This is a genomic window from Paenibacillus glycanilyticus NBRC 16618 (assembly GCF_004000805.1).
In the GTDB taxonomy this organism is placed as follows: domain Bacteria; phylum Bacillota; class Bacilli; order Paenibacillales; family Paenibacillaceae; genus Pristimantibacillus; species Pristimantibacillus glycanilyticus.
The window spans coordinates 201,922-221,111 of record NZ_BILY01000007.1; the positions used below are offsets into that span (position 1 = coordinate 201,922).

18 protein-coding genes and 1 riboswitch are annotated in these 19,190 nt (G+C 50.7%); of the genes, 5 read left to right on the forward strand and 13 right to left on the reverse strand.

Annotated elements, in window-relative coordinates; all coding sequences use genetic code 11:
* Positions 1 to 2: 2 nt before the first annotated feature.
* Both sdhA and PGL01S_RS07705 read right to left on the reverse strand, forming a co-directional pair.
* The gene (gene sdhA, locus PGL01S_RS07700; RefSeq protein WP_127493115.1) at positions 3 to 1,760 is read right to left on the reverse strand and encodes a succinate dehydrogenase flavoprotein subunit; all 1,758 of its coding nucleotides are present in this window, start codon (positions 1,758 to 1,760) and stop codon (positions 3 to 5) included.
* A gap of 27 nt (positions 1,761 to 1,787) precedes the next feature.
* Positions 1,788 to 2,459 (reverse strand): succinate dehydrogenase cytochrome b558 subunit, encoded by a 672-nt coding sequence (locus tag PGL01S_RS07705; RefSeq protein ID WP_015846360.1) that lies wholly within the window; start codon positions 2,457 to 2,459, stop codon positions 1,788 to 1,790.
* A gap of 331 nt (positions 2,460 to 2,790) precedes the next feature.
* On the opposite strand from PGL01S_RS07705, the gene PGL01S_RS07710 reads away from it, so the two are divergent.
* Entirely contained in the window at positions 2,791 to 3,669 is an 879-nt protein-coding gene (locus tag PGL01S_RS07710; protein ID WP_127493118.1) for a LysR family transcriptional regulator, read from the forward strand.
* Between the two features lie 366 nt (positions 3,670 to 4,035).
* Here PGL01S_RS07710 and PGL01S_RS07715 read toward each other — a convergent pair whose 3' ends face one another.
* Entirely contained in the window at positions 4,036 to 4,698 is a 663-nt protein-coding gene (locus tag PGL01S_RS07715) for a potassium channel family protein (protein ID WP_015846363.1), read from the reverse strand.
* A gap of 17 nt (positions 4,699 to 4,715) precedes the next feature.
* Positions 4,716 to 6,056, reverse strand: a complete 1,341-nt coding sequence (locus tag PGL01S_RS07720; RefSeq protein WP_127493120.1) for a TrkH family potassium uptake protein — start codon at positions 6,054 to 6,056, stop codon at positions 4,716 to 4,718.
* 70 nt (positions 6,057 to 6,126) lie between these two features.
* Positions 6,127 to 6,288, reverse strand: a riboswitch (cyclic di-AMP (ydaO/yuaA leader).
* Between the two features lie 249 nt (positions 6,289 to 6,537).
* Between PGL01S_RS07720 and PGL01S_RS07725 the strand changes: the two genes are divergently transcribed.
* The 3 genes from PGL01S_RS07725 to PGL01S_RS31025 all read left to right on the forward strand — a co-directional run bounded on the left by PGL01S_RS07725 (position 6,538) and on the right by PGL01S_RS31025 (position 9,413).
* The gene (locus PGL01S_RS07725) at positions 6,538 to 8,133 is read left to right on the forward strand and encodes a CPBP family intramembrane glutamic endopeptidase (protein ID WP_127493122.1); all 1,596 of its coding nucleotides are present in this window, start codon (positions 6,538 to 6,540) and stop codon (positions 8,131 to 8,133) included.
* Positions 8,134 to 8,301: 168 nt separating this feature from the next.
* Positions 8,302 to 8,790, forward strand: a complete 489-nt coding sequence (locus tag PGL01S_RS07730; protein WP_127493124.1) for a hypothetical protein — start codon at positions 8,302 to 8,304, stop codon at positions 8,788 to 8,790.
* Between the two features lie 104 nt (positions 8,791 to 8,894).
* Positions 8,895 to 9,413 (forward strand): hypothetical protein, encoded by a 519-nt coding sequence (locus PGL01S_RS31025; protein WP_174806535.1) that lies wholly within the window; start codon positions 8,895 to 8,897, stop codon positions 9,411 to 9,413.
* A gap of 27 nt (positions 9,414 to 9,440) precedes the next feature.
* Here the strand turns inward: PGL01S_RS31025 and uvrC are convergent, their stop codons facing one another.
* On the reverse strand, positions 9,441 to 11,321 hold the full coding sequence (uvrC, locus tag PGL01S_RS07740) for an excinuclease ABC subunit UvrC (RefSeq protein WP_127493126.1): 1,881 nt from the start codon (positions 11,319 to 11,321) through the stop codon (positions 9,441 to 9,443).
* A 360-nt stretch (positions 11,322 to 11,681) separates the two neighbouring features.
* Between uvrC and PGL01S_RS07745 the strand changes: the two genes are divergently transcribed.
* Positions 11,682 to 11,828, forward strand: coding sequence for a hypothetical protein (locus PGL01S_RS07745; protein ID WP_015846369.1), 147 nt, complete (start codon positions 11,682 to 11,684; stop codon positions 11,826 to 11,828).
* A gap of 59 nt (positions 11,829 to 11,887) precedes the next feature.
* On the opposite strand, the gene PGL01S_RS07750 is transcribed toward PGL01S_RS07745, so the two are convergent.
* The 8 genes from PGL01S_RS07750 to PGL01S_RS07785 all read right to left on the reverse strand — a co-directional run bounded on the left by PGL01S_RS07750 (position 11,888) and on the right by PGL01S_RS07785 (position 19,185).
* The gene (locus PGL01S_RS07750) at positions 11,888 to 12,106 is read right to left on the reverse strand and encodes a YezD family protein (RefSeq protein WP_127493128.1); all 219 of its coding nucleotides are present in this window, start codon (positions 12,104 to 12,106) and stop codon (positions 11,888 to 11,890) included.
* Positions 12,107 to 12,160: 54 nt separating this feature from the next.
* Positions 12,161 to 13,045 (reverse strand): sulfate ABC transporter permease subunit CysW, encoded by an 885-nt coding sequence (gene cysW, locus PGL01S_RS07755; protein ID WP_127493130.1) that lies wholly within the window; start codon positions 13,043 to 13,045, stop codon positions 12,161 to 12,163.
* Between the two features lie 14 nt (positions 13,046 to 13,059).
* Complete coding sequence (cysT, locus tag PGL01S_RS07760; protein WP_127493132.1) at positions 13,060 to 13,899, reverse strand: sulfate ABC transporter permease subunit CysT; 840 nt, start codon at positions 13,897 to 13,899, stop codon at positions 13,060 to 13,062.
* A gap of 35 nt (positions 13,900 to 13,934) precedes the next feature.
* On the reverse strand, positions 13,935 to 15,047 hold the full coding sequence (locus PGL01S_RS07765; protein WP_127493134.1) for a sulfate ABC transporter substrate-binding protein: 1,113 nt from the start codon (positions 15,045 to 15,047) through the stop codon (positions 13,935 to 13,937).
* A 220-nt stretch (positions 15,048 to 15,267) separates the two neighbouring features.
* Positions 15,268 to 16,257 (reverse strand): ABC transporter ATP-binding protein, encoded by a 990-nt coding sequence (locus PGL01S_RS07770; RefSeq protein ID WP_127493136.1) that lies wholly within the window; start codon positions 16,255 to 16,257, stop codon positions 15,268 to 15,270.
* Entirely contained in the window at positions 16,254 to 17,279 is a 1,026-nt protein-coding gene (locus PGL01S_RS07775) for an ABC transporter ATP-binding protein (protein WP_127493138.1), read from the reverse strand. Before PGL01S_RS07775 ends, PGL01S_RS07770 begins: the two co-directional genes overlap by 4 nt.
* Positions 17,246 to 18,217: an ABC transporter permease gene (locus PGL01S_RS07780; protein WP_127493140.1), complete on the reverse strand. Its 972-nt coding sequence runs from the start codon at positions 18,215 to 18,217 to the stop codon at positions 17,246 to 17,248. Before PGL01S_RS07780 ends, PGL01S_RS07775 begins: the two co-directional genes overlap by 34 nt.
* Positions 18,214 to 19,185: an ABC transporter permease gene (locus PGL01S_RS07785; protein WP_127493142.1), complete on the reverse strand. Its 972-nt coding sequence runs from the start codon at positions 19,183 to 19,185 to the stop codon at positions 18,214 to 18,216. Before PGL01S_RS07785 ends, PGL01S_RS07780 begins: the two co-directional genes overlap by 4 nt.
* Positions 19,186 to 19,190: the final 5 nt, after the last annotated feature.

Sequence of the window (19,190 nt, forward strand, 5' to 3'; positions counted from 1 at the left end):
TGTTATTCTCCTTTCTTCTTGTTGGCTGTATAGTCGCGTTTACGCGGTTTGATGAGGGAAGTATCAACATCCTCATACGAGATTTGCGGACCTTCAGGCGTCCAGGTTGCTTTTGTTGTTTTGAGGAAGTCCTCGTCATTACGGTCCGGGAAGTCCGGCTTGTAATGCGCGCCGCGGCTTTCGTCACGGAGCAAAGCACCCAGAGTCATCGCTTCGGACAGCTCAAGCATGTTCCACAGCTGGCGCGTGAACGCTACGCTGGAGTTATTCCATTTGAGCGAGTCGTTGATGTTGATGTTTTGGTAACGCTGCTTCAGCTCTTTGATCTTATCGATCGTTTGCTGCAGCTTGTCATTAAAGCGTACAACCGTCATGTTGTTGGTCATCCACTCGCCAAGCTCTTTGTGGATAACGTAAGCATTCTCGGTACCGTTCATGCCGAGGATCTTGTTGTACTTGTCTTCATGGCGTTTCTTCTCGCGGTCGAATACCGAAGAGGAAACGTCTTCGGACGATTTCTTAAGGCCTTTGATGTATTCAACGGCTTTAGGACCGGCAACCATGCCGCCAAAGATAGCGGACAGGAGCGAGTTTGCGCCGAGACGGTTCGCGCCGTGGTATTGGTATTCGCATTCGCCTGCCGCGAACAGACCAGGGATGTTCGTCATTTGGTTGTAGTCAACCCACATGCCGCCCATCGAATAGTGAACCGCAGGGAAGATTTTCATTGGGATTTTACGCGGGTCGTCGCCCATGAACTTCTCGTAAATCTCGATGATGCCGCCAAGCTTAACGTCAAGCTCCTTCGGATCTTTATGCGACAGGTCAAGGTAAACCATGTTCTCGCCGTTGATGCCAAGCTTCTCGTCAACGCAGACGCTGAAGATTTCGCGTGTTGCGATATCGCGCGGAACAAGGTTGCCGTACGCCGGATATTTCTCTTCAAGGAAGTACCAAGGCTTACCGTCTTTGTACGTCCAGATCCGGCCGCCTTCGCCGCGTGCCGATTCGGACATCAGGCGCAGCTTGTCGTCGCCGGGAATAGCCGTTGGATGGATTTGGATAAATTCGCCGTTTGCGTAATGTACGCCTTGCTGGTATACAGCAGATGCGGCAGTACCTGTATTGATAACGGAGTTCGTTGTTTTACCGAAAATGATACCAGGACCGCCGGATGCGAGAATAACGGCGTCGCCGACGAAAGTATGTACTTCCATCGTACGCAGGCTTTGTGCCGAAACACCGCGGCAGATGCCTTCGTCGTCCAGTACGGCGCCAAGGAATTCCCAATGCTCGTATTTCGTTACGAGACCGGCTGCTTCCCAGCGGCGAACTTGCTCATCCAATGCGTACAGCAGCTGTTGGCCGGTTGTAGCGCCAGCGAATGCCGTACGGTGATATTGCGTACCGCCGAAACGACGGAAGTCAAGCAGACCCTCTGGCGTACGGGAGAACATAACGCCCATGCGGTCCATCAAGTGGATAATGCCAGGTGCGGCTTCGCACATTGCTTTTACCGGAGGCTGATTCGCGAGGAAGTCGCCGCCATATACGGTATCGTCAAAATGCTCCCAAGGGGAGTCGCCTTCACCTTTTGTATTTACAGCGCCGTTAATGCCGCCTTGCGCGCAAACGGAATGGGAACGTTTCACCGGCACGAGGGAGAACAGATCCACATGCACGCCCGCTTCCGCCGCTTTAACGGTTGCCATAAGGCCCGCAAGACCGCCGCCAACGACGATAATTTTATTTTTAGCCATAACGTTTCGCTCCTTGTCTAAATACTACTAACCGATATTGGTCAATGCCAATGCGGCACTTGCCGTTTCCTTGAACTCGTCGCCCATAAACGCTACGAGGGACAGGATGAACAGCGCAGCTACAAGCACAAAGATTACCATGCAGATATTCGCCGAAACCCGTTGAGCTTTCGGAGATACCGTAATACCCCAGCTGATCAGGAACGCCCAGAGGCCGTTGCTGAAGTGGAATACGGCAGCGAGAATACCGATGAGGTACAGAATGAACAAAGCAGGGCTGGTTGCAATATTATGCATAGTCGAGCCAAGCTCTTCATGCGTTACATTGCCAAGCGCTACCTGCACGCGAGTCTCGAACACGTGCCAGATAATAAAGATAAACGTGATTACCCCTGTAATACGCTGCAACGTAAATGCCCAGTTACGCTCATATTTGAAACGTCCCGAGTTGAGGTTCGATTGATAAGCCATATACAAACCGTAAACACCGTGGAACAAAATCGGCAGATAGATACCGAAGATTTCGAGCAGCGTTACGATAGGCAGGCCGTTAATAAAATTAACCGCTCTGGTGAAGCCTTCCGGCCCACGCTCATACGCCTGAAAATTGGCCAGGGCATGCACGATGATAAAACCACCCAGCGGAATCACCCCAAGCAGAGAGTGCAGCTTGCGCCAGTAGTACGAATTTCCTTTCATTAATACTTCTCCTTTCCAGACTGTGGTCGCTCCATGACATTTTTTGCTGTTGACAAACCATTCTACATTGTACCCCCGGCTTTTAAGTCCGTCAACAAAAGTCGACACCATTTGCGAAAGTTTCATTTCCCGACTTTTATTGCAATGGGGTCCCCGCAAAGTACTAGGATTAAATTTCGAAGCTTACGCTTCACTTCGTGGGCGTTATTCAAATTGTGAACGTTCCGTGTATGCCACCCTTTTAATCCTACTCCTTTTGAGCTTATAATGGAATTGCATATTTATTATAATTTATTATAACCAATTCACATAAGCGATCGGGGAGACCAAAATGATCGAAGAATTTCATATGTTTGCTGCCATCGTGGAACATTCCAGCATGAATAAAGCAGCTAGCCTGCTTAATTTATCCCAGCCGGCCTTGTCCCGCAAAATAGCAAAGCTTGAAGAAGAAATAGGCGCCAAGCTGTTCGAACGCGTTGGCAAGCGGCTTGAGCTGACCCGCGTCGGTCAATTGACTTACGAGTATGCCGTGAACCTCCGCAAGCTGCACCGTCGTTACATGGATTCCGTTGCCGAGTACACCGCTGCGGGACGGACCTCCATCACGATCGGGGCAAGCTTAACGACGCTTCAAACCACATTACCCGACTTCATAAAGACGTTAAACGCCAGTCATCCGGAATTCGATATCAAAGCTGTAACCGGCAAAACCCACGAGATTGTCACGCTTGTCCGCGACAACAAAGCGGATATCGCCATCGTTGCTTCCATGATTGAAGATTCCCAGCTTCACTGCGTGCCGCTGTTTGACGATCATCTGCTGCTCGTTATCCCGACCAGCGTAACCGTAACGCATGAGGAGCCTCTTTCAATAGAAGATTTAAACGGGCTGCCCATGATTTTGTTCTCCAAAGGCACCTGGTACCGCAAGCTGACCGACGAAGTATTCGCCAAATACCATCTTCAGCCGGATGTCCGGATGGAGATCGACTCCTTCGAGGCTATCGTCCGTCTTCTTCATACGTGCCGAGCGGCAACCCTGCTCCCGCATTCCTATATGCGCAAGCAGTTACTCGCCGACAACGAGCTTGTCGTTGTCCCCATCCGCGAGCTGGAAGAGACCAAGCGAACGACTTGTCTCATCCACAATGACCCTTCCGATCTTCATCCGGCGGTCCGGCGTTGGATCTCGGAGTTGGGTCAGTAAAGAGGGTTCGCTCTTGTGTCTTTCGCTCTTGTGCTTTTCGCCCTTGTGCTCTCCGCTCTTCTCGCTCCCGCAAGGGAGGACAGTGGTAGCGCTTTTTAGCGCTTCACTGTCCTTTTTCATTCCCTCGCAGGGGGAATGGATGGGTGCGGCGCGAGGCGGGAAAGGGGTATCTCTGGAGGAGCGCAGCGTTCGCCTTTGTCACTTCCTTTGCTACCCCTATGTAAACCTGTTCAGAGCAAAGGAATGACAACAGCGGCCGGAAGAGATACCCCGTCCCGCCGAGCCATCCCGCCCCATCCATTCCCCACCTCAGCAGCGAGCAAACAAAAGGACAATGAACGCTAACGGCGCCCACTGTCCTTATCATCACCTGATTATGGTTTCTTCAAACTGTTCAATCTGGTCGTTTGTTCCGATCACGACCATAACGTCCTTTTCCGTCACCACATCCGTCGCCGTAGGAGCAATTATAATACCGGAAGGCTTGTTAATGGCTACGATGCTGCAACCGAACCGGGCGCGCAAATTCATGTCTTGAAGCGACTTGCCGTTCAGGCATTTCGGCACCGAAAGCTCGGCAATGGTATACTCCTTCGACAGCTCGATATAATCAAGCAGATTCGGGGAGACAAGCTGATGGGCAACCCGGATGCCCATATCCCGCTCCGGATAAATAACGCGGTCAACGCCAATTTTCTCCAGCACGCGTCCGTGCAGCTCGCTCATCGCTTTGGCTACTACCCGCTTCACGCCCAAATCCTTCAATAATATAGTCGTCAGTATGCTGGCCTGAATGTCATCGCCAATTGCCACAACTCCGCAGTCAAAATTACGAACGCCTAGTGATCGCAGCGTCTCTTCGTCCGTGCAATCCGCCGACACCGTATAGGTCAGCACATTGCTCATCTCCTGAACGGCTTCCTCATCCCGGTCGATTCCAAGCACCTCATAGCCCAGCTTAATAAGCTCTCTTCCAAGACTGGAGCCGAACCTCCCCAAGCCTACGATCACGAATTGATTGTTTTTCATTCTTGCTCTCTATTCCCCTATCCAATCGTAATTTTGCCTTCCGGATACCGGTACAGCTCTTTCTCTGTTTTTGGCCCTAGCGCGTAAGCAAGCGTCAGCGGACCAAGCCGTCCGGCGAACATCGTTACCGCAATGACTATTTTGCCGAAGAACGTCAGCTCGGGCGTAATGCCCGTCGTTAGGCCAACGGTGCCAAACGCCGACGTTGTTTCGAATAAAATTTTCAGGAACTGCTGGTCTTCCGTCGTGGACAGCAGCATCGTTACCAATAGGACCAGCGTGAGCGACAGCATCGTAATCGTCAGCGCCTTGAAGATCCGGTCCTTCCCAAGCCGGTAATGGAAAAGAACGATATCTTCCCGCCCTCGGATCATCGCGATAACCGCCCCGACCATCGTGGTAAAGGTTGTCGTCTTGATTCCCCCGCCTGTAGAGCCTGGCGAAGCGCCGATAAACATCAGAATAACGGTGAAAAAGACGGTCGCCTGCCGAAGCTGGGTATAATCCAGCGTGTTGGCCCCCGCCGTTCTAGGCGTTACGGACTGGAAGAAGGAAGCCAGAATCTTTTCGCCCCAATTGAGGGAACCAAGCGTATTGCTGTTCGAAAACTCGAAAACGAAAATAACAACAGCGCCAGCGGCAATCAGGATGCCGGTTGTCGAGAGAACAACCTTGCTGTGCAGCGACAGTCTTTTGTTTTTCCGGAACTCCAGCAAATCCGCCATCACCACAAAACCTAATCCGCCAAAAATAATGAGCAGCATCGACACGATATTAACGAGCGGGTCCCCTACGTACATCGTTAAGCTGCTGAAATGGCCGAAGATATCAAAGCCTGCGTTATTGAAGAAGGATATCGAATGAAAGAGCCCAAACCATACCGCTCTCCCAAACGGCATGTCAAAGGCGAATCGGACGGCAAACAGAACAGCGCCAACCAGCTCTATCGTTAAAGAGTAGAAGATCACTCGACGGATTAGTCTGACGATGCCCTCCATACTCGTCTGGTTCATCGCTTCCTGCAGAATGAGCCGTTCCTTAAGCGAAATCCTCTTGCGCAGCACAAGCGCAATCAGCGTGGCCATGGTCATAAAGCCTAATCCGCCAATTTGGATAAGAGAGAGGATGATGATTTTGCCAAAGGTAGAGAAGTATGTACCCGTATCGACGACAACAAGTCCGGTCACGCAGGTCGCCGAGGTTGCCGTGAACAACGCATCGATAAAGGGCAGGCGCGAGCCATCGCTTGAGGCGAAGGGCATCGACAGCAGCACGGCTCCAATCACGATAATCATGGCAAAACCAAAGACCAGAATCCTTGGCGGCGACCATTTCAGGATATTGAGATATTTGGCCATTCTTCTCTCCTTTTAATAGATCTTTCAACATTTGGGCATAAAAAAAAGCACGGGAACTCCCATGCAAATGAGTCCTGTTCCACGCAGCCTACGAGGTTAGCTGACGGATTCGGGCCTGGAAAGGCAGCCCTATTCAAGCGGAATGCTCGAAATTCACCCCATGCTGGCGGATTGCTCCGGACAGCGGTTTGGTTCCCCCGTTTTCAAAAACGAAATTCGGCTGATACGATTCGATTAATATGACGTAACGATTATACGCCCAAACTGCGGAAACGATCAAAATGAGCCTAAGCGATAATTAAGCGGAATTCGTTCAAAAACGGGCAATCCTACAAAACAATTGGCTGCTTGCTGGCTGCAAGTCCTTATTTCACCGCTTTCCGTTTGCATCCTCTACTTTCGCCCGCATTGGATAAATGAGGTTAATAATGGTATTGTTACTGTAGCGAAGCATCGTCTGAATTCGAAATGGAGGTTTTGTATGATCCCTTCCATCGCTCCTCATGATTGGAAAAGATTCCTGTGGGCTGCTGTCGCAGGCGCAATTATTTTCATCTTTACCCAGTTCGGCCCTGCAGCCGGGGACCAGCTGTTCTCAAGCTCAACTCCTAAGGTTATTGCAAAAAGCGAAGCCGAGTCGACCGCGAAAAAGTTCGTCCGGGAACAGTTCGGCAAATCAGCCGTAACCGCCCATACGATTTATCAGACCGACAGTCTGGCAAACGGTTATTTCTCCAAGGAAGAGCTGCTGGGCAAGTTCGAAGATAAATATGACGCTAAGTTCCCGACCGATACGTTCCAGGTCAATCTGGATCTGGAGGACGGCACAAAAGCTTATGTCTACGTCCATATGACTAACGGCAGTATTACAGGCTGGCATTGGCTTGGCGGTCAATCTGCCGGCAATGCTCAATCGGTTCAAACGTCAGCGAAGGCTTTTGCCGAAACGAAAGGGTTCCGGCCGGAAGAATTGGACAGCCTGTACATCAATGACCAAGGAGACGCCGTGCTTCACCCCACCGGTTATACGCTTGGTGACGCTTCACTTGAGCTGATTATCGGAGTAGGTCTTGTTGATGATAAAGCAGTGATCACCAGGTACAAGCCAGCTTTCCAAGCACCGGCGGATTACGTCTCTTACGTGGAAGGCCAGAAAAAGACGGGCAGCGCGCTGTCAGTTGTCAGCCTGGCGTACATGTGCTTCATCTCCCTCGTTTTATCGCTTATTTACGCGATTCTTTACAGGGGACACACGACCTTTAAACGCGGGATATTTATCAGCTTGGTGTTTATCGTATTCTACATCTATAACAATCTGAACGTTCTTGATGGCATCATGGCAACCTTTGGCGAGCAGAGCCGGTCGGATGCCGAGATGAAGGCTACCGTTTTGATTACGGTCGTGCTGCTCATTCCGGTTGGCCTCGCCGTTTACTTCGCCTTAGTCGCCGGTGACGGGATGTGGCGCTCGCAAAAACGCCCCTTATGGCCGGGATTCCGCGAGCGAGGCTATGGCGAGCATGTATGGCGCAGCGTTGGCCTCTCCTATCTCTTTGCAGCGATTATCCTTGGCGCGCAAGCGATCATTATGGTCGCCATGAAGTTTCTTGCAGGCTCCTGGGCAACCAGCGATGCTACGCAGTCGCCTTACAATACGGATATGCTGTGGCTTATGCCGATGATGGCCTGGTGCGCTGCCATATCCGAAGAAGCGATATTCCGGTTGTTCGGCATTGCTTTATTCAAAAAATGGTTCAAAAATACGTTTATCGCTACGCTTATTCCCACGATCATGTGGGCGCTGGGACATGTCGGCTATCCGATCTTCCCGTTCTATACGCGTATCGTGGAGCTTGTTATTCTGGGAACGGTATTTTGTCTTATTTTCCTCCGCTATGGCTTTATTACGGCCGTGTTCACCCACGCAATCCTGGACAGCCTTATTATGGGCTTCGAGCTGGTCAGCGTTGGAGGAGGCGTTAATATTACCGCAGCCCTTATCTATGCTATTCTGCCTGTTATTATCGCTTGGGTTATCAAATCCTGGCATAAACGGCGCACTCCAATACGGGTCTGAAAGGACTCCTTATAAAAAAGGAATGTATCTCTTCGAAGATACATTCCTTTTTTTCGCAATAACGGCACTCCACACCGCCCATTTAATAGAAACGGTCATTTTGTCCAAGAGAAATCCTGTCCAACTTAATATAATCTATTAAACCAACATATGTGGAGTGTGATAGGATTGATTGCAAGAATCAGCGGCTATGACCGCAAACAGAGCTCATGCAACAAAAGCTATGAGAAACAGTCGTCATGCAAAAAGTCAAGCGGCCATCACAAATCGTCCGGGAAAAAGAGCAAATCAGGCGGCAAGAAAAACGACTGCCATGAACACAAATCCTCCGGGAAAAAATCGTACTGTTATCCGCAAAAATCAAATGGCTGCAAATACGAGCACAAATCGTCGGGTTACAGCGATAATTCGGCAATTCCTTACCACAAAGAAGAAAAATACGGCGGAAAAAGCAATGCTGAATATGCCTATGGCATCCTTAGCAAGCTGTCGCTCGGACAAGTTATTCATCGCATAACGCTGGATAACGGCAAAGATCTGGATAGAGCGAAATGGGCAGGCTTTCAGAACGGGAACGCTGCATTCTCGGCCGTCAGTTACAAAACAACCTATATCGTCTATGTACCGCTAAACAAAATTACAAGCATTGCACTGTAAGGACTGGACAAGGAACCATTTCGCTCTTTTATCCACTCTCGTACAGGAGCAAATCTATCATTCGTCATATAATCTAGTACTACCGTTTAAGAGGAGTGATAGATTTGCCTAACAAACACAAGAACAACGATAATGACAAGCAACAAAAACAAAACTCCGATGCAGCCAACAAAAGCATTGGCGGCCGCACAGCAGGCAACCAAGGCCCTGGCGGCGGCAACCGCACGGCAGGCAACCAAGGCCCTGGCGGCGCCAACCGCACGGCAGGCAACCAAGGCCCTGGCGGCGCCAACCGCACAGCAGGCAACCAAGGCCCTGGCGGCGGCAACCGTACGGCAGGCAACCAAGTTCCTGGCGGCGGCAACCGCACGGCAGGCAACCAAGTTCCTGGCGGCGGCAACCGTACGGCCGGCAACCAAGTTCCTGGCGGCGGCAACCAGCTTGGCGGACGTGGTCCCGGCGGCAAAAGCGGTGGCCGCAGCACTGGCGCTGCAGCCGAATCCGAAGCGGGAAACAAATCGGGCAAAAAAGGCAAGGACGAAGGCAAGGGCAAAGATAAAAGCAAAGGCAAAGATAAAAGCAAAGGCAAAGATAAAAGCAAAGGCAAAGGTAAAGACAAGTAAATTAAAAAAAGAAACGGAATGAGGATATCATTCCGTTTCTTTTTCTTTTACCTCTTCATTTAAGGCAGCTAAAATTTGCGAAGCCAGCTTCTCGCCAATAGACAGAGGCTTGAAGTCCTCGATTGAAGCCTCCCTTATCTTCTTAATCGAGCCAAAATGCTTAAGCAGCAGCTTGCGGCGCTTCTCTCCGATTCCCGGAATCGCATCCAGCTGGGAAGCGATCATGGATTTGCCGCGCTGTTCGCGATGGAAAGAAATCGCAAACCGGTGGACTTCATCCTGAATCCGCTGCAGCAGATAAAATTCCTGGCTGTCGCGGGGCAGCGGCACGACTTCCGGCGGATCGCCGGTCATCAATTGGGCCGTCTTATGCTTTGCATCCTTCACAAGTCCGCATACCGGAATATAAAGCCCCAGCTCATTTTGCAAAATATCCAGTGCTGCGGAGATTTGTCCCTTGCCGCCGTCGACTACGATTAAATCCGGAGGAGTCTGCTGCTCCTTCAGCATTCTTTCGTAACGGCGCCTCACAACCTCGCGCATCGTTTCGTAATCATCCGCGCCAACAACGGTTTTCACCTTATACTTGCGGTACTCTTTCCTGTCCGGCTTGCCATCCGTAAAGACAACCATCGCCGAGACCGGATTTGTGCCTTGGATATTCGAGTTATCGAACGCCTCGATTCGCCGGACCTCGGGCAGTCCAAGCCATTCGGCTAGTCCTTCCGAAGCGCGGACGCTTCTCTCTTCGTCCCGCTCGATCAGGCGGAATTTATCCGCCAGCGCAATCTTGGCATTATCGATAGCCATGGATACGGCTTCGCTTTTCCGTCCGCGCTGCGGCATCAGCACCTTCACCTTCAGCCAGTTATGCAGCATCGTTGCGAACTCATCGGCAGCCGTGGACGACTCAGCCGTCCCTTCTTCCTCATCGGCCGGGAGCGGCAGCAAAATCTGCTTCGGCAATGCCGGGTTATCGCTGTAATATTGGGTAACGAAAGTCATAAAGTCATCGTATTCTTCCCCATAATAAGGGAATGTTGTGCCGCGCCGTTCAATCATTTTTCCCTGGCGCATGTACAGAATCTGCACGCACATCCAGCCCTTCTCTACCGCGTAGCCGAAGATGTCGCGGTCGAGGGCATCGTTCATCGTAATCTTCTGCTTCTCGATAACCGCATCGATGCTGATGATCTGATCGCGGTATTCCTTGGCACGCTCGAAATTTAGCTCCTCGGCAGCAGCCTCCATTTTACGCTGAATTTCCGCTTTTACGGCATCATGGCCGCCGTTAAGAAACTTGGTAATTTCCTGAATCATCGCATCGTATTGGCCCTGCTCCACATCGTACTCGCAAGGGGCAATACATTGGCCGATATGATAGTACAAGCATACTTTATCAGGCAGCGTTCCGCATTTGCGCAGCGGATAAAGCCGGTCCAGCAGCTTCTTGGTTTGCTGAGCCGCGAAGGCATTCGGGTACGGTCCGAAATATTTGCCTTTATCCTTTACGACACGCCGCGTAACTTCAAGGCGCGGGTGTTTTTCGTTCGTAATCTTAATATACGGAAAAGTTTTGTCGTCCTTCAGAAGAACATTGTATCTTGGATGATATTGCTTGATCAGATTGCATTCGAGAATGAGTGCTTCCATATTGCTCGAGGTAATAATATAGTCAAAGTCGCGGATTTCCGATACGAGCCGCTGCGTTTTTCCGTTATGGCTTCCGTTGAAGTAGGAGCGGACGCGGTTTTTCAACACCTTCGCTTTGCCTACATATATAATGGTGCCTTCCCCGTTCTTCATTAAATAACAGCCGGGCTGGTCTGGAAGCAGCGCTAATTTGTTGCGGATTAGTTCTTCGGCTTCCGCCCTGCTGGCGGGTGTATTTTGTTGTTGCTGATCCATTTTGTCCCTCCTAAAAAGAATTACCGTACTATTGGCCGAGAATCGGCAATTGTGGTAATTCTTACTTCGTAAGCGTAAGCTTAGAATTACCATATGAATGGCCGGACATTGGCAATTGTGTGGTAATTCTTACTTCGTAAGCGTAAACTCAGAATTACCATACTATTGGCCGAACCTCGGCAATTGTGGTAATTCTTACTTCGTAAGCGTAAGCTTCGCGCTGTTTATCTATTCCTTTATATTAGCATATCGAACGCATGTTTCGCTTTATAATTGTCAATGAATTGCTTTACAATTATTCGTAAAGTTGGGTATACTATTATAAGCTTGAATGGTCTTCAAGGGAGGCGTAATCCACTAATGGAAAATGTACGTGATCCGCGCGAACATGTGAATGAAGAACCGCGCCACGACTTGATGGACGTTATGACAGGCTTTGGCGGAATGCTGGGCTTTATGACCGTCATTTTTGCTGCAGCCGTCATCATTAAATTCGTCATTTCGTAACCACAAACAAGAAAAGCTCCGTACCGGATATCCGGTACGGAGCTTTTTTCGCTTTATTATTATTGGGCAACGGCGCGAAGGTTATCGCCGTTAGCTGCCTTTTGCTCCGGCTGCGCCTGCTTATGGGAAGGTTGATCGTAACGTGTACGTTCGGTACGGTCGATTTGAACAATACGTCCATCATGTACGGTAATATTGACAGAACCATACTGCAGCCCATTAACTTGCTCAAGAATACGGTCCAACCACAATTGATCTACTTCCAACGGTTTTGCCATTATTAACCCCTCCATAATCAACCGATTTACTCGGTATTAGGTTTAAAAAAATTTTCACTCAACCTTTTCGCGCGATGCGTTTTGATTCGTTTTCCATTCGAACAAGGCTTTCACGAGTAGAGTCAGGACGGCCAGCATAACAAGCAGGGAAGCTACGGCAAAGGATGCCGAGAACTGGTATTCGTTATACAGAATTTCAATATGGAGCGGCAGCGTATTTGTCTCCCCCCGAATATGGCCGGATACGACGGATACGGCGCCAAACTCCCCCATCGCCCGGGCATTCGAGAGAATAATGCCGTACAGCAAGCCCCACTTGATATTCGGAAGCGTGATGCGCCAGAAGATCTGCCAGCCTTTTGCCCCAAGGCTTGCAGCCGCTTCCTCTTCCTGTACGCCTTGCGCCTGCATGAGCGGAATTAACTCGCGGGCTACGAACGGAACGGTAACGAAAATGGTAGCCAGTACAATGCCCGGAAGAGCAAAAACGATCTTAATATCATGCTCGTCGAGCCAAGGACCAAGAAAGCCCTGCGCACCAAACAGTAAAATATAAATCATTCCTGAAATGACAGGTGATACCGCAAACGGTAGATCGATTAACGTAATAAGAAGGTTCTTGCCTTTGAAGCGGAACTTGCTGATCGCCCATGCAGCCGCTATCCCAAACACAGCGTTTAGCGGTACGGCAATCAGAGCAACCAATAAAGTTAATCGCAATGCGGATAAAGCATCCGGGTCGGTGATTGCCGCTTTGTACACATCAAAGCCCTTTTTGAAGGCTTCGACAAACACCGAGATAAGAGGCATCGCTACGGCCAGCCCTAGAAATAACATGGCGATACTGATTAAAGTCCATTTTACGCCAGCCGATTCGGTAATATGCTTCGGTCTTTTGGACGCTTCTTGAGACAAATGCGCGGTAACTGCTCCAGCCATTGTTATTCCTCCCCTTAGTCCGCTATCGTACGGCGGTTAATCCGCCATTGCATAAAGTTGATAAGCAGCAGCAGCAGGAAGGAGACAATAAGCATAACCAGCGCAATCGCCGTTGCGCCTTCGTAATCGAATTGTTCCAGCTTCGACATAATGAGGAGAGGAGCGATTTCCGTCCTCATCGGCATATTGCCCGAGATAAACACGACGGAGCCATATTCCCCGATTCCCCGAGCGAAGGCCAGCGCGAACCCGGTTAATAGTGCCGGCATCAGCTCCGGCAGGATAACCTTCCAGAAGGTGCGCAGCCGGTATGCGCCAAGCATAACCGCCGCTTCTTCGGTTTCTTTTTCGAAGTCCTGCAAGACAGGCTGCACGGTACGGACCACAAAAGGAATTCCGATAAAAATGAGTGCAATCGTAATGCCTAGCTGCGTATAAGCAACCTTTATCCCCAGCGGCGCGAGAATCGAGCCTACCCAGCCATTTGGGGCATAAATCGCAGTCAACGAAATGCCTGCTACCGCCGTCGGAAGAGCGAACGGCAAATCGACGAGGCTGTCGATAATCTTTTTACCCGGGAACCGGTATCGGACAAGCACCCAGGCTACTAGCAGCCCGAATACAAGATTGGTCAGCGCGGCGAAAAACGATGTCGTAAAGCTGATCCGATAAGAAGCGATTACCCTTGGATTCGTAATAATCGCCCAGAATTCGTTCCAGCTCAGGCCGGTTGTTTTCACAAACACACCGGCGAGAGGGATAAGAACGATCAAGCTGAGGTAAGCGATCGTGAAGCCCATCGACAAGCCAAAGCCCGGCAATACGTTTTTGGACTTCCTTTTGGAACCTTTCATGTGAAGTCAGCTCCGTTCATCTGTGGTCACCATCATTATTTCGAGCCTGGCGTGTAAATCTTGTCGAAGATGCCGCCATCGTTAAAGTGTTTCTCTTGAGCCGTCTTCCAGCCGCCGAAGTCATCGATGGTGATCAGTTCAAGATCTTTGAATTGGTCTTTGTATTTCGCTGCAACCGTTTCGTTGATTGGACGGTAGTAGTTTTGCGCCGCAATTTCTTGGCCTTCGTCGGAGTAGAGGTATTGCAGGTAAGCCGTAGCTACGTCACGCGTGCCGCGTTTGTCTACCACTTTGTCAACGACGGCAACGGGAGGCTCCGCTTTAATGCTGAGCGAAGGATATACGATATCGAATTTATCCGGACCAAGTTCTTTCACGGACAGGTAAGCTTCATTCTCCCAAGCAAGCAATACGTCGCCAATGCCTTTTTCTACGAACGTTGTGGTAGCGCCGCGTGCGCCGGAATCAAGTACAGGAACATGTTTATACAATTGTTGTACGAATTCTTGCGCTTTCGCTTCATCGTTATTGTTTTGTTTGAGCGCGTAACCCCAAGCCGCGAGATAGTTCCAGCGCGCACCGCCCGAAGTTTTCGGACTTGGTGTAATCACTTCAACGCCATCCTTGATCAGGTCGTTCCAGTCCTTAATGCCTTTTGGATTGCCTTTGCGCACAAGGAATACGATGGTGGACGTGTAAGGTGCGCTGTTATGTTCGAATTTTGTCTGCCAGTCGGGTTTGATCAGGCCCGGTTCTACCAGTGCGTCAATGTCGTAACCTAGTGCCAGCGTTACAACGTCTGCTTCCAGACCATCGATAACGGCACGCGCTTGTTTGCCGGAGCCGCCGTGGGATTGCTTAACGGTAACCTTTTGGCCTGTTTTGTCCAGCCAATATTTCGAGAATGCTTCGTTATATTTAACGTACAGCTCACGGGTTGGATCGTAAGATACGTTCAGGAGTTCAACATCTTTAGGTTTTTCGGTTGGAGCTTCCGATGCAGTGCCCGCATTGGATGCTGCAGGAGTTTCTTTATTTCCACTGCTCGAGGAATTCGAATTGGAGTTGGAGTTATTGCCGCATGCTGCGAGGGCCAGCGTAAAAGTAAGAATAAGTACGAACGAGCGGATAATAGCTAATCTCTTCATTGTCAACACACCCCTATTTTTATTGACAGACGAATAATGATTAGCATCCGGTGGTCCGGGTAGATAATATTATTCCTACCTGTTTAGTTGGTTATGGATGAATATTACCAGTCCGCCCAATCATCTGTCAATAGAAAATTGGAAATTATTTATTGACTATATAAGGCAAACTTATAAACAGACGCAACAAAAGCCGGGCAGCAGCCCGGCTTTTATTGCGTTATTGAGCTAAACCTTCATCCAGCGGGAAATGGCAGGCGATTTGCCTTCCATCCTCGCGCTCCTTCAGAAGCGGTTCTTCCACGCTGCATTTGGCTTTCGCCGCCGGGCAGCGCGGGTGGAAACGGCAGCCGGACGGCGGGTTAGCCGGCGACGGCACATCGCCCTGCAGCACGATTCTCTCCCGCTTCCGCGTCGGGTCCGGCCTTGGAATGGCCGATAAGAGAGCTGCCGTATACGGATGGAGCGGTTTCGCGAACAGCTCCTCCGTTGGCGCAATCTCGACGATTTTTCCCAGATACATAACACCTACCCGGTCGGAGATATGCCGCACCACGTTAAGACCATGGGCAATAAAAAGAAAGGTTAACCCCAGCTCGCGCTGAAGCTTCATCAGCAGGTTAATAACCTGCGATTGCACCGATACGTCAAGGGCGGATACCGCTTCGTCCGCGACAATAAACTCGGGATTTAAAGCGATTGCCCTTGCGATACCGATCCGCTGCCGCTGACCGCCGGAGAACTCGTTCGGATACCGGTTGCGGCGAGTAGCGTCGAGGCCAACAAGCTCCATCAGCTCAACGACACGCTTGTCGATCTCGCGCTCCGTCATCCTCTCGTGCAGCCGCAGCGGTTCCCCGATAATATCCTTTACCAGAAACCGCGGGTTCAGCGATCCGAACGGATCCTGGAAAATAATCTGCATCTGCTTCCGCAGCCGGCGCAGCTCCGATCCTGCTAACTTCTGGACATCCGTCCCGTTGAAGTTAACCTCGCCTTCCGTCGCCTTATGTAGATTAAGCACAACCCGGCCAAGCGTTGATTTGCCGCAGCCCGACTCGCCAACAAGCCCAAACGTCTCTCCCTTGCGGATGGACAGCGACACGTCGTCCACCGCTTTGACCTGGCCAACTACCCGGTTCAGGAGACCCGACCGGATCGGGAAATATTTTTTCACTCCGCGCAGCTCCAATACGTATTCCGCGTTCATCGGCTCACCTCGGGCTTCGTTTCATTTTTCCATGCTGCGGCTCCGCCTTCCTCCGAATACATCCAGCAGGAAGCGTAATGATCCTCGGTTACGGCCATAACAGGTGGTGCCTTCTCCCGGCAAATATCCTTCGCATACGGGCAGCGGGGATGGAAGCGGCAGCCCTCAGGGAGCTGGCTTAACCCGGGGATATTGCCCCGTATCGTATACAACTCTTCGCCGCGAGCGCCTTCCAAGCCCGGCACCGATTTCAGGAGGCCTTCCGTATAAGGATGGCTAGGGCGTGCGAATATTTCGTTTGCGCTCCCTTCCTCCACGATGATGCCGGCGTACATAACCGCTATGCGGTCTGCCATCTCGGCGGCCACGCCCATGTCATGCGTAATGAGCAGAATGGACATGCCAAGCTCCTTCTGCAGGCTGCGGAGCAAGTCGAGAATTTGCGCCTGTACCGTAACGTCCAGTGCCGTGGTTGGCTCGTCTGCGATAAGCAGGCTGGGATCGCAAGCTAGGGCTATCGCGATAACAACCCGCTGGCACATCCCGCCGGACAGCTCATGGGGATATTGCTTGACCCGGATTTCAGGAGCCGGAATGCCCACCAGTCGCAGCATGTCAACCGCCATTTTACGGGCTTCCTTCTTCCCTTTTTTCCGGTGAAGCATAATGCTCTCGGCGATCTGATCCCCTATGGTATAGACCGGATTGAGAGAGGACATCGGATCCTGGAAAATCATTGCGATTTTGTTGCCGCGAATCCGGATCATTTCATCCTGGCTCTTTTTCGCCAGATCCTCGCCTTGAAATTTGATGCTCCCTTCCAGAATCGCGCCGCCGTTATAATCAATCAGCCGCATGACGGCCAATGAAGTGACGCTTTTGCCGCTGCCCGATTCTCCAACCAGACAGACGGTTTTCCCTTTTTCAATGGAGATGGACAGATGCTCGGTTGCTTTAACCGTACCGCCCACCGTCAGAAATCCGGCCGTTAAATTTTCGATTTCAAGAAGCTTTTCCTCCATCTGTCAATCCTCCTCTCGGACATTTTCTGCCGCGGGTTCAGGGAGTCTTGAATGCCGTCACCTATAAAATTCACGGCTAGCACAACCAGAAGAATGCAAACGCCGGGATAGACGGCCTGCAGCGGATCAACAAGCATAAACTCCTGCGCGTTGCTCAGCATCAGCCCCCAGCTTGTTTTCGGCGCTTGAATGCCTAAGCCGAGATAGGATAATGCCGATTCGCTCAAAATCGCTGACCCCACCATTAAAGTAGCGTTTACGATAATCGGAAAGCTTGCGTTGCGGAGCAAATGTTTGAAAATAATGCCGAGATTCGATACCCCGATGGCCCTTGCCGCTTCTACGTACTGCATCTCCCGAAGCTGCAGGAACATTCCCCGCACAAGCCGCGCCACGCTCATCCAGCTCGTTAGGATCAGCACGATAATCATGTAACGGAATTCGGTGCCGAAGATCGCAAGCACCAGAATATTAAGGAACAATAACGGAATCGAATTCATCACGTCTACAAGCCGCATAAAGCAGGTATCGATAAATCCGCCGAAAAAACCGGATATGGATCCGATAATAGCCCCGATAATGACAGATCCGGCAGCTACGGAGAATCCAACCGTCAAAGAAATCCGAGCGCTATAGAGCAATCTCGCGAAGATGTCCCGGCCTAACTCGTCCGTGCCGAGCAAATGCCCGTCCGTACCCGCTTTTACATTTACAAACATCATATCGATTTTTGCCGGATCGTATTTCGTAAGCCAAGGCGCTGCCGCCCCGCCGATTATAAAAATCAGAAGGACAACAAGACCGGTGACCGCATAAGGATTGCGCCTGAATTTGGACCAAGCCGTACGCCAAGGGCCCGGAGGGCGCTTAAGCGGCTTACTCGCCTGTACTTCAACTTGCGGGATAACCGTTGAGGTTTGCAAATTGGCTTCGCTCATGCCGACCTTCCCCCTCTCTTGCCAAGCTGCACCCGTGGATCAACGACGGCATACAACAAGTCAGCGAGCAGATTACCGAAAATGACAATAACAGCCGTCAATAGAGTAATAGCCATAAGAACGGAGTACTCTCGCGCAACCGCCATCTGTACGAATAAACGGCCCATTCCCGGCCAATTGAAGACACTTTCGGTTATGGCCGCGCCGGCAACGAGCAGCGGCAGGTCAAGCGCAATAATCGTAATAATCGGAATAAGCGCATTGCGGAGAGCATGTTTGTAGATGACTTTCCCTTCCTGCACCCCTTTTGCCCGTGCCGTACGGATATAATCCTGATTAAGCACTTCCATCATGCTGGAACGCGAATATTTCACGTAAGCAGCCAGAAAACCGAGAGTAAGAACGGTCACCGGCAAAACAAGATGCAGCATCAAGTCGCCGAATTGACCTTCTTTATCCATGGAATACATATCGGCCAGCGGCAGAAGATCCAGCTTTATCGAGAAGATCTGCTGAAGAATGATCCCGAACCAGAAGGTCGGCATCGCAAATCCAATATACGAAATAAAGGAGGCCGTTTGATCGGAGAGGCTGTATTCCTTCGTGCTGTTGTAGATGCCCCATGGAATAGCGATAACCAGTGTCAGCAGCCAAGCGACACTCATCAGAATAAAAGTGTTTTTAACGGTTGGCCAAATAATCTCGCCAATCGGCACATGATTCTTGAACGTATAACCCAGGTCGCCCTGCAGCAAATTACCTAACCAACTTAAATATTGCATGGGAAGTGGTTTATCAAGACCCATGTTATGGGCCTGTATTTCCATGGCTTCCGGCGATAAGCCGGGCGCCAGCATGATTTGAAAAGGTCCTCCCGGAGCGGCATGGATAAGCCCGAATGTCACGAGCGTAATCAGGAATAGCACCAAGACGGACTGAAGTGTTCGGCGAATAATAAACTCGGTCATTTGCC